The sequence below is a fragment of the Njordella calcicola genome (assembly GCF_056494125.1).
Genome location: NZ_CM151396.1, coordinates 1,989,900 through 2,001,426 on the forward strand (window position 1 = coordinate 1,989,900; position 11,527 = coordinate 2,001,426).

Consider the following 11,527-nt stretch of genomic DNA (forward strand, 5'->3'; position numbering starts at 1 on the left):
AATCTTGAGCGTGGATAGTTATGTAACGCTGGCGATGCACTTCAAAAAGTGTTCGATGTCAGCGTGAATTTGAAGAGTGTACTAACGTGAAGGAACCGCCTGTGACCCAACTGCGACGAAATGTAGCAGTCTTAGGTTGCACGGGCAGCATTGGTTCGGCGACTTTGGACGTTCTGTCGCAACTGGGCCCCCCCTACCGTCTCTGGGCCGTATCAGCGCATCGCAGTGTCGACAAGCTGCGGACAATCATAGACCAGCACCAGCCGGTGGCGGCGGCCCTGACTGATCGCCAATGCGCTCAAGAGTCGGGTTGGAGCAGCCAAGTCCCAAGCGATCAAGGCGGCTTTTCTGCGTGCCGCCGCTCAGTGGGCCTGGAATCGCTCATCGAAATGGTGCAATCACCGGATGTCGATGTGGTGGTGGCTGCCATTGTCGGGGCCGCTGGCCTGGAAAGTTGCTTGGCGGCGGCCGATGCGGGCAAGCGATTGGCGTTGGCCAATAAAGAAGCGTTGGTGGTGGCAGGCCCGCTGCTTACGAAAAAATGCATGCAATCAGGAGCTGAATTGCTGCCGATTGACAGCGAGCACAGTGCGATTTTCCAGTCCGCATTGTCTGGGCGTGGGCTTGCGGAGATCAGCAAACTGGTACTTACGGCTTCTGGAGGTTCGCTGCGGGACTGGCCGCGAGAAAGGCTGGCGACAGCGACAGTGCAGGATGCGTTGAACCATCCAACTTGGAAAATGGGTGCCAAAATCACCATCGATTCGGCTACGATGATGAATAAGGCGCTCGAAATCATCGAGGCTCGTTGGCTTTTTGGGATTCCAGCAACACAAATCTCGGTCGTCATCCATCCGCAATCTATGATACATTCGATGGTCGAATTCATTGATGGTTCGGTGATCGCTCAGATTTCCCCACCGGATATGCGGTTGCCGATTCAGTATGCGCTGACGTATCCTGAACGAAAACCTGGACCCGCTCGTAAACTGGATTGGACCGAAACGATCAAGCTGGATTGGTATGCAGCGGATCTGCAGCGCTACCCGGCGTTGTCCTTGGGTTTCGAGGCCGCGGCGGCTGGCGGATCCAGCGGAGCGGTTTTGAACGCAGCCAACGAAGCTGCTGTAGCGTTGTTCCTGGAAGAACGGCTAAGATTTACCGATATCACGGATGCAGTACGCGACGTATTGCACCAACATAATTTTGTAGAAACTCCTTCCCTGTCAGAACTAATAGAACTGGACGCTTGGGCTCGACGCGAAGTTTTGCGTTGGAGCGAGCTCCGTAAAGGCACTTGTGCATGAATTCTTTTCTCGCTCTCCACGACCTGCTTCAATCCTCCTTTGACTTGCTAAGCGTTATTGAAACGGCCGAGCCATCAGGACTGCAAGCTTGGGGAACTCGGCTTTATAACATCGCTTTGGTCGTTGTAGGTTTGGGCTTTGTCATCTTCGTCCATGAGCTTGGGCATTTTTTGGCCGCTAAAACTTTCGGCGTCAAATGTGACAAATTTTACGTTGGTTTCGATGTGCCTATTCGCATCGGACCAATTCGTTTGCCAGCCAAGCTGTTTCACTTTCAATGGGGCGAGACAGAATATGGAATCGGCGCGATTCCGTTGGGTGGCTATGTCAAAATGCTGGGCCAAGACGATGACCCTCGTCGTGCGGAAGAAGAGGCTAAACGTATTCGAGAACAAGCGGAAGTTGACGGCGTTGAACTCACGCCCACGGGACTGGACCCCCGCTCGTATCCTGCCAAACCAGTTTATGCCCGGATGATTATTATCTCGGCGGGCGTTGTGATGAACTTAATTTTTGGTGCGATCTTCGCTGCCGGAGCCTTTATGTGGGGGGTGCCTTACATCCCTTGCGTTGTAGGAAATACGATCCCCGGTGATCCAGCTTGGGTGCACGGGATTGAACCCGGCGATCAAATCCTCAGCGTTTCCGCAGATCGCCCGCCAACGGATCAACTGCGTTTTGATGACATGCGCCAAGAGGTCGCAATGCATGGGATCGCGAATTCCGAAGTTCCAGTTCCGATCGTACTGCGCCGCGATGGGAATGAAATGAACCTCCCGGTGAAAGGCAGTATTATCAAAGACGAGAACAAGCCATTGATGACGATTGGAATTCTCAGCGCAACGACGACAAAGTTCTCCAGCGATCGGGTCTTTTTGCCCTCCGTGGTTTTTGATTCTCAGCTAACTTCCAACAATACGACATTGCCAGATTTTCACATTGGCGAAACGATCATTGCGGTGAACGGTGAGGCGTTGCCAGAATTCCAATCCCAGGGCGCGCCGGCTTCGTTTGAGTTGCATCGTCGAATTGATGCCAAGTTCGACGAGACGGTGAGCGTGACTGTCCAATCTGCAGCGGTAAAGGGCAAGTCGCCAGAGACGCGTGAACTTCAATGGGCTCCTGTCGCTCGCCGAACCGTTGGTATTCAGTTCGCTGTTGGTCCCGTCGTCCAAATCCAGAACAATTCACCGGCCGCTGAAGCCAAAGTTGGACTGAACGACCGGGTGGTTGCCTTAAACGGAAACTCGATCGACGATGCCGCGACGCTCCCGCTAGCGATTGGAAAGCTGGCTGGTCAGTCAGCCACATTGACCCTGAAACGAATGAATAACGCACAGGAAGGCGAACTGTACGATTTCACTTGGTCGGTGCCAGAGAATTTTGTTTTCGCAGAGACATCTAGTCGCCCGATTGCCATCAGTGGTTACGAGTTGCCAGGCTCCGGTTTGGTGGTCAGCGTGCTGAAGGAAGTCGAAAACATTGAAGAAGGATCGCCAGCGTCGGAAGCAGGCATGAAAGCTGGCGACTCATTACGTCAGATTCAGATCATGCGACAATCCGACGAAAAGCTCGCGAATTATTTTCAAAAGACCTATCAAGGAAAAACTAGCATCTTCCAAGAGCAACCGTTGGACCATTTGCATAATGCCATTTACGTCAATGAAACCATCCAGCGTTTGCCTTTGGGGACACAGCTAAAAATCGAATACGAGCGCGACGGGAAAATGCTGGCGGCCACCGTGGTTGTGCAACCGGACAAGAAATGGATGTCACCTGAGCGCGGAGTGCTATTCACTCCGATGTCGGGAGTCTATGCCGAGGACAATTTGGCGGCTGCACTAGGGCTTGGGGTTCAAGAAGTTGGACGCCAAATGAAGAACGTGGTGAAGTTTCTTTACATGCTGGTCACCAACAAAGTTCAGCTCAATATGCTGGGTGGTCCTGGCGTAATTTTCTACGCTGCCACGCAAGAGGCTTCGGAAGGTCCGACCCGTTTGTTGTTGTTCTTGACCATGCTCAGCGCCAACCTTGCAATCATTAACTTCTTGCCAATCCCTGCGCTTGATGGTGGCCACATGATGTTCCTCGCGGTGGAAGCGATCAGGGGACGACCCGTCGATGAAAATTTGCAGATGAAGCTGACCATGGGCGGTGTGCTGGCACTTTTAAGTCTGATGGTTTTTGTTATCGTCAACGATGTGTTAAATTTATCACGTCTGTTTAGTTGATTTTGCTACAAGGGCTCATTTCCATGTTGATCCAGCGCTGCGCATTGTTACTGGCGGTGTGTGTTATTTTGGAACCATGCTGTGCGCAGGAGGCAAGCCCTGCCACCGCGCAGCAAGCGGCTGATGTGTTGGATCTATCGACCTTGCCACCGGTAAATTTGGTGGACAAGATGGTCCTGCAAAACGTGGCGGGCCAGAGTTACATGGCCCAAGGCAATGCGGAGGAAGTAGGCAAGAAGATTCGTGAGGCCTTGCTGGCCAAGGGATTTACTGAGCTAGAAAACGCAAGTTACACCGAAGGTTACACTTCTGCGAATTTCCAAAGCAAGGGTTTTCTGATTGTCCTTATGGTCATGCCAGCAGGCAAGCCGAATCAGGTGAACGTGACGCTGAAGAACCAGGGGAATTTGGATTTGGCGAAAGTGCCTGTTCCCAAAGAGCTAACGCCACTCTACGCGTTTCCTAACGTTGCTGCTTATGTCAGCGGTCTTTCAGTGGAGGAGACTCGTCAGGCGTGTCTGCAGCACCTCAAGAACGAAGGCTGGAAACCGTTTGGCGATACGACGGTGTCGTTCTTTGTGAAGAAAAATGCAGTGATTCTTCAGGTGATGGTCAGCGCAGCGCCTGCGCAAGGCGGTAAGACGAACGTACAAATTTCCGCCGAGCAAATGTCCGTCGACCTGCCGGTGCCACCGGAGTTTGAGCAGCTTCAGTATGCCGACGCCACGACCTCGATGCAGTTTACCAGCCTAGCTTCAAAGGAAGCCCTGATTCGTTTCTACAAGGAAGCTCTTGGCGAGTTTGGCTGGAAGGCTACCACGGATCAACCGATTACAATTAGCTTTGAGGATGTACTGATCTTCCGAAATGACCGCAAGGATTTGATCGAGATCAAGTTCCGCGAAGCTGACGGTAAACTTCGCTGCGGTCTGTCATACCAAAATGCAAGTCAAGTGGCGGCGACCGATGCCCGTGTAGCTGAGGTTATTGCTGAGAAGAACAAGCAAGCCGCCGAGATGGCGGAGCGAAAGAAGAATCCACCCGTCGTCCAGATCGCTGCAATCCAAGGCTCAAAAATCGCCAATCAGGGGAATGCGAAAGTCGAGCTCACGGTTGCCAGCGGTACGGCGAAGAAATCCGTCGACAAATGGTTGGAATTGCAGAAATCCAACGGCTGGACTATCCAGAAGAATTTTGATCAGTCGGTCGCTGGCGATTACGATTTAAGCAAGGATGACATGAAGCTGCGTTTGAACTTTGTCGACCCAGGCTTTGTTCCCGGCGAAATATCAATCTCGATCGATGGCGATCACAAGTTGGAGTTCACTGCCAATTCAAAATAAGTGGCAGTTGGATACCAGCGGCAAAGGTGGGGGTGAACTGGCTAGCAACAATTCAAGCGTGCTAAGGTTGAATTTCACCACGCTTGATCTTGGCCATTTTCTCTGCGGTGAGAATTTCCACTCGCTGCGTCTCCAGCATATCATCAGTGATTTTTGGCGGATCATCGTAGACAACCGTGTCTGATCGCAACTCGATACGCAGTGTAATCGCGCCTAACTGTACGCAATCACCGTTCATCAAGGTCGCGCTGTTGATCCGACGATCATCGATATAGGTACCATTGGTAGAGCCTAGGTCGCGAACGGTAAGAGCACCTTCAGGATTCAACTGAAACTGGCAGTGCCGACGGCTGATCGAAGGATGATTGATAGAAATATCCGTGTCCGACCCGCGTCCAACGATCGAAGGAGGGGTAAGAATCCATTCGGCCGACTCTCTGCCTTGGGCGGTATTCACAAGTACCAGCTTATACTGCATAGCCCTGACCTGAACGAACGAGATGATTGGCGGAAAGCATTGACATTTTTCTATTGTAGCTCAGTTACCGACGGCAAGGAATTGCGAAGGCTGCAGTTGTCTTGCCCCATTTCAACCGGTTGCAACCGAATTGGAAATCGTAACAATAGCATATCACTTCTTGATAACCTTACCATATTGGAAAAATGACTACGCTCAACGAACGTTACAACGAGGCCGAACGACTCAAAGATTCAGGCCAAATCGATGCTGCAATTGAAAAATTAGCGCAAATCGCCGTGGATTTCCCGGACCATGTGTTGACTCATTTGGCGTTGGCCAAACTTTACACGCAGACTGGCGAGCATGAAAAAGCAGTGGCCCATGGAAAGAACGCGTGCGATTTGGAACCAGATGAATGGTTCAACTTCACCGCTTTGAGTATGACTTATCAGAAGGCATGGGCGGGGACCCAGAACCAGGAATACATCACACTGGCCGAAGATGCGATGGCTCGCTCGCGGATGCTGGAGCGAGGGTAATCGGTCTTCACTGCGATTGGCGCGGGGGTTGGTTACCTAGGCCAGCTTCCCTGTTTTCGCTACGTCGGCAATCACATTGGTAAGCGACGTTCTACGCTCCAAGCATGCCTGGGACCGAATCGCGTTCAGACTGCGGGGGCTGCTAGTAACTGGCCAATGACCGTTACGGCAGCTCCCAAAGATCTGGCGGCCATCCGGTAGTTCATGTGTCCCGAAACTTCGGGCTGTATCTCGATGAACAAGTTCGTTGCTTGCTTGAGCTTTGACATTTTCTTTCGCGTGAGATGCAAGTACTGCTTGGAATCTTGAGTATCGAAGGGAGCGCCAAGCGCGTGGGCAAAATCATACAACTCGCGGTGGACTTCGGCCAACTCTTCGTCGTCAGTGACTTCATCAGAATGTTTTAAGAACGTGCGAACCATCCAAATGTGGGCCACTTGTTCGTCAATCGCTTGCATCAATTCTACGTCGTTCATCGGTACGATTTTGGTGAAGTACTGGGGGCTTTAGGGAAGGTCGGTAAGTAGAATACCTGTCAAAGCCTTACGCAAAGCCGCGTAGTTTAGACGAAATCGGTTTTCCGCTAAAGTTCCCCTAATCTGCGCAATTCGGATATCCGATTCAATTGGTAAGCGGTCTGAAGTGGCCGTTTTCTAGAGATGACCATCTCAGACGAGTTACCGCGAGTATCACAAGCTACCGGTCGCTCGACCATCCACTAATGAAAAGCAACCAAGCGGACAAAATGCAAGTTCGAGCCATAGTCTCCATGAGTCTGATCGCCCTAGCGGGGCTGTCGTCGACTACTGGTTGCCATGCTCCTCAGCATAGCGTTCATCGCCCGTTCGTACATACGTTGCAGGGGTCTGGCTGCGGCGATCTGGCGTCAGTTTCATGTCCACCAAACTATGAAGCGCCGTTAATTAGTATGCCAGGAAGTCTCACCGGGCGTCTTCACAGCAATTGGCTCAGCCGCAAGATCGCAGAGCACAAGGAAGCCAAGTCAGCTCCGCCGTGGCCGCGATTTCATCCGGTTCCGGCGCGACCGGTCTTCTACCCGCCTGAGCAACCTGAGTTCTCCTTGCAACCGGACATACTAGGCGCCTTTCAACCTCAGGCTTCGCCTCCCTACGAAGCGCCAGTCCGTTAAGCTCGGAGGTGATAGGCTGTGCGCGACTCCTTGCACTGCATCACAACTCGAGGTGGCCCGGACGCAACAATGCGACCACCGTTGGTGCCTGATCCGGGGCCCACATCGATAATCCAATCCGCGGCATTTAATATCTGTTCGTTATGCTCTACAACCACCAAACTATGTCCCGCATCGACCAGCTTCTGCATGCAACGAATCAGTTTTTCGACATCATAAAAGTGTAGTCCGGTGGTTGGTTCGTCCATCAAGATAAACGCTCGACGATTGGCTGCGTTTAACAGGTAGTGGGCTAACTTCAATCGCTGCGCTTCGCCCGCAGATAACGTGGAAGAAGTTTGCCCAAGCTGGATGTAGTCGAGTCCAACCTCGGTCAGCACGCTGAGCTTTTCTTGGATCTTTGGCTCGCCGCGAAAAAACTCGATCGCTTCTGCAACGCTCAAATCTAGAACTTCGGAGATCGTTAGGTCACGATAACGCACCGCGAGCACTTCGGGGCGAAACCGTTTCCCATTGCAGTCTGGGCAGATGACTTGCACATCTGCCAAGAAGACCATGTCAATTTCGAGGCTACCGTTTCCTTCGCAAGTGGAACAACGGCCTTCCGCATTGTTGAAAGAAAAACTTCCCGCACTGAGATTGGCCGAGGTAGCATCCCGGGTTTGGGCAAATAGATTGCGAATGTCGTCAAAGGCCTTTACCAAAGTCACTGGAACACTCCGTGATGACCGCGTTGCAACCCCTTGATCGATCAATATACATTCATCAAAAGTAAATTTGCCGTCTAAGCGATCATAAGGCAGAACGCTGTCGGTCGGCAGGTTTAATCGCTGCAATACGGCTGGGTACAACGTCTCGTTGATAAGCGAACTTTTGCCGCTGCCGCTCACACCACTGACCACACACAGAGCGCCCAACGGAATATCGACGTCGATGCCTTGGAGATTGTTGCCATGCGCGTTTTTTAGATGAATGAAATTTGCCAGTTTACGATTGGCTCTCAGTTCTTGGCCACGCGTTGCCTGGAACAGGTACTTCGCAGTCAACGTCTTGGCACGTTTCAAATCATGAGGTAATCCCGCGAATACAATTTCGCCGCCACTGCGACTTGCTAGCGGACCGACCTCAATCAAATAGTCCGCATTCAAGATCATCGGCGGTTCATGCTCGACAACCAAGACGGTGTTGCCGCGATCGCGCAATCTGCAGATGACGTCTACTAAACGCTGGCTGTCTGATGGATGAAGGCCTACGGTTGGTTCATCCAGGACGTACAGCATATTGACGAGGTTAGAGCCCAAGACGCTCGTTAAATTGACTCGTGTTTGTTCGCCTCCGCTTAACGTTCGCAGCGGTCGGTCCAGTTGAATGTAATCAAGGCCAACCGCCGTCAGGTAATCGAGGCGATTGCTGATTTGGTTGAGGATCGACGTGGTTGCTGATTTTTCAAAGGGAGTCAGGCTTATATGTGAAAAGAACGATTGGAGTTCTTGCACAGTCAATCGGTTCAGTTCCGAAATGCTTTTTCCACTAATCTTGAATGCCAGTGCTTCTGGCCGCAATCGCAGACCATCGCACTGTGGGCAAGGTTTATACGTGTGCCAGCGTGCTGCAAAGATCCGCACGTGCATCTTGTACTTCTTGCGTTCAAGCCAGGCAAAGAAACCTTGTAGTCCACCAAAGTTATGTTTCTTACTACCTTCAAACACAATTGCTTTTTCACGAGCGGAAAGTTTCTCGTAAGGTTTGTCGACGTCCAGCTTCTCTGATAAAGCCAAAGCTAGTAATTCATCGAGTTCGTGGGAGTACGCTGGTGTTGTCCAAGGTGCGATGGCTCCTTGTCGCAGCGATTTTGAAGCGTCTGGCACAATCTTCGACATATCCAACTCTTGGACTTCCGCCAATCCTTGGCAGCGGCTGCAGGCACCGATTGGTGAATTGAATGAAAAGAGCCGCTGGTCTGGCAGCGGATATTCCTTGCCACAAGTTCCACACACTAGATCCTCGTGGAACTCAAAGGAAAAGTATTTCATCCCGTCGATAACGGAAAATTCTTTAGGGAGACGATCCTGCAGCGACGCTTCCACGTCATGTTGTTCTATCAACAGCACAATGGAACCGTTTCCCCATTCGAACGCGTTCTCCAACGCTTCGCTCCAGCGGTCATCATCGCCGCCGGACTTGAGTCGGTCTACCACAACCAAGACCTTTGTCGCTTGACTGACACTGTGTGCTAACTGTTCGCGATTGTCGTCGGAAATGTTGAGTGTCTGTTGATCAATGACGACGCGCACAAATCCCGATGATTGAAGGTGAGCGAACTGAAGTGCTAAATCCGTGGTGTCTTCCCACTGCAGTTCAAAGGTTGGCATGGCTCGTCGCCCGCTGGGCAAGGTCTTTAGCCAGTCCATTAGCAGCGATGGAGAGCTCCGCTGGACAATGGAGTCACAGTGAATGCAGTGCAAGGTCGCGATCTTTGCGAACAGCAGACGCAGATAGTCATCGATTTCAGACGTTGAGCTGACGATACTGCGATTGTTGCGTGACGCGCCTTTACGTGTTACCGCAATGGAGGGGGGCAAGTTATCCAACGTGTCATACTCAGGGCGGTCCAGACGCTGAAGGAACTGCCTAGCATAGGAAGAGAAACTTTCAATGTAACGCCGTTGGCCTTCGGCATAGAGCGTGTCGAAAGCCAGCGAGGTCTTGCCGCTGCCACTAACACCGCAAACGACCACCAGCGCGCCCAAGGGGATATCTACATCAACATTTTTGAGATTGTGGACGCGAGCTCCACGCAGGTGGATGGACTCGGGCATCGATGCATCATGTTTTGAGCGGTTGCCGCGTGGAGTTTTTTTCAAATCTGGCACGATGGTATTGCCGCTTGTCATGGAAGTATTGTCGCGTTTCTTGCGTGCTAAGTTCTGCGTACCAGGGCTAGTCGTACGTCGCACACGTTGGTTCCCGTTAGACCGCAATTGATGACGGAGTTTAATTCCGATAGCACTGAATTTGAGTCAAAACGATCCAATGCGAAGTGCGCTCGATCTCGGATTTTACGCAGGGCATTGAGAGAAAGGTGGTCTATCCAAGCGCCTGCGGCATTGGTGTTGCCATCTTCGCCGTCGGTACCGCCTGAGAGCAAGCAGAACTCCGCTGATCCATCGAACAAGGGGTTATCCAGTAACTCAAGCGCAGCGCTCAGCACCACATGTTGATTCCGACCGCCGCTTCCTAACTCTAAGCCATTGGCTTGCAGCGAATGCATGTCCACCGTCGGTTCACCGCCTACGATTTCACAATCAACGTTGGCATTGTTTAGCAGCCCGGCTAGGTTGCCTGCCATCTTTTGGCCAACGTGTCGCGCGTCGCCTTCGCAAGTTCGATGGCACAGCATCATGTACCGGTAACCTAGCTCCACAGCCTTTACGCCGGCAGCATCCACTGCCGTTGCGTTATTGGCCAAGATATGAATACCATGGTTGGTGACGGCCAAAGGCGGTGTGCTTTCCATTTGACTGGCACGCCGTCCCTTCAGTGCTAGTTCAATTTGTTTGGTTGATTCGTGTGAGCCGCCAAGCAGAGATCGCATGACTTCCACCGCGTCGAGAGCAGAGGATTGTGGCTGAGGGAATGTAGGGCCTGACGCAATGGTTGATAGGTCGTCGTCGAGCACATCGGAGATAACAATGGTCGCTAGTTGTTGCGCGCGACAAGCTCGCAGGAGACCGCCGTTTTTGATTTTGCTGATCGCTCGACGGACGCAGTTCAGTTGATGGATGTTTGCGCCAGCGAAGCTAAGTGACTGAGTGATCCGGATCTTGTCGGCCAGAGAGATGCCGTCAATCGGGTCGACCAGCAGGCTTGAGCCGCCACCGCTCAGTAGAAACAGGACCATATCATGCGGGCGACAGTTTGCCACTAGTTGGATGATCTGCTGTGTCCCCTGTACTGCTTTTTCTGTTGGCAGATTGCTACCTAAGGGTCTCGATGGATGCAAATGAACGGTATCTGGAACGTTATTGTTGGTGCGGTCGGCTTGCGGAAGCGTTAGGCCTGGGACGTTGACCCATCCGTAGAGCCGTTCTCCAAGGCCAGCTTGTTGGAGCGCCAGACAGACTCCTTGACTCATCCCCAGTGCCGCTTTGCCTGCACCGACGATTAAGATTTTCGAGTCTGGCTTGAGCTCGAATTCTTCTTCGTTGATCGCCAGGAAGGGGGCATCCCAAGAAATGGCTCGATAGCTAGCAGAATCCGCTCGCACGGCGTCGACTCCAGCCTGCCAAATCGTTAACGCGTCGCGTGTTATGTCTGTATGTGAAGATTGCATTTCGCTAATGATAACCGATTCAGCATTGCGGTAAATCTGCGAGGTTGGCATACTCCGCAACGGAGTCTAAAACCGCTTTCCCGCAACTTGATGATTCGTTTCATCGCATGGGTTTCCACCAGAATTGCATACCGAGGAAGATTTTGTCGGCGTTTGGTCAACGT

Annotated in this window: 8 protein-coding genes; 4 read left to right on the top strand and 4 right to left on the bottom strand. The window is 52.0% G+C overall.

Features of this window, described 5'->3' with window-relative positions; genetic code table 11:
- Positions 1–101 precede the first annotated feature (101 nt).
- Genes dxr through SH302x_RS07495 form a run of 3 tightly spaced genes read left to right on the top strand, consistent with a single transcriptional unit; the run spans position 102 to position 4,881 of the window.
- A complete protein-coding gene (gene dxr / locus SH302x_RS07485) occupies positions 102–1,307 on the top strand; it encodes a 1-deoxy-D-xylulose-5-phosphate reductoisomerase (RefSeq protein ID WP_479368108.1) in 1,206 nt (401 codons plus the stop codon).
- Entirely contained in the window at positions 1,304–3,538 is a 2,235-nt protein-coding gene (locus tag SH302x_RS07490; RefSeq protein WP_479368109.1) for a site-2 protease family protein, read from the top strand. The genes dxr and SH302x_RS07490 overlap by 4 nt, the downstream gene beginning before the upstream one ends.
- A 23-nt stretch (positions 3,539–3,561) precedes the next feature.
- Positions 3,562–4,881, top strand: a complete 1,320-nt coding sequence (locus SH302x_RS07495) for a hypothetical protein (protein WP_479368110.1) — start codon at positions 3,562–3,564, stop codon at positions 4,879–4,881.
- 61 nt (positions 4,882–4,942) lie between these two features.
- Here SH302x_RS07495 and SH302x_RS07500 read toward each other — a convergent pair whose 3' ends face one another.
- Positions 4,943–5,359 carry an FHA domain-containing protein gene (locus tag SH302x_RS07500; protein WP_479368111.1) on the bottom strand — a complete coding sequence of 139 codons (417 nt, stop codon included), beginning with the start codon at positions 5,357–5,359 and terminating at the stop codon, positions 4,943–4,945.
- A 185-nt stretch (positions 5,360–5,544) separates the two neighbouring features.
- Here SH302x_RS07500 and SH302x_RS07505 point away from each other — a divergent pair, with 185 nt between their 5' ends.
- Positions 5,545–5,880: a tetratricopeptide repeat protein gene (locus SH302x_RS07505; protein ID WP_479368112.1), complete on the top strand. Its 336-nt coding sequence runs from the start codon at positions 5,545–5,547 to the stop codon at positions 5,878–5,880.
- Positions 5,881–6,005: 125 nt separating this feature from the next.
- On the opposite strand, the gene SH302x_RS07510 is transcribed toward SH302x_RS07505, so the two are convergent.
- From SH302x_RS07510 to SH302x_RS07520, 3 genes are all read right to left on the bottom strand, one after another.
- Positions 6,006–6,356 (bottom strand): cobalamin adenosyltransferase family protein, encoded by a 351-nt coding sequence (locus tag SH302x_RS07510; RefSeq protein WP_479368113.1) that lies wholly within the window; start codon positions 6,354–6,356, stop codon positions 6,006–6,008.
- Between the two features lie 670 nt (positions 6,357–7,026).
- Positions 7,027–9,987: an excinuclease ABC subunit UvrA gene (gene uvrA / locus SH302x_RS07515; protein WP_479368114.1), complete on the bottom strand. Its 2,961-nt coding sequence runs from the start codon at positions 9,985–9,987 to the stop codon at positions 7,027–7,029.
- Positions 9,951–11,363: a glycerate kinase type-2 family protein gene (locus tag SH302x_RS07520; protein WP_479368115.1), complete on the bottom strand. Its 1,413-nt coding sequence runs from the start codon at positions 11,361–11,363 to the stop codon at positions 9,951–9,953. The genes uvrA and SH302x_RS07520 overlap by 37 nt, the downstream gene beginning before the upstream one ends.
- Positions 11,364–11,527 lie beyond the last annotated feature (164 nt).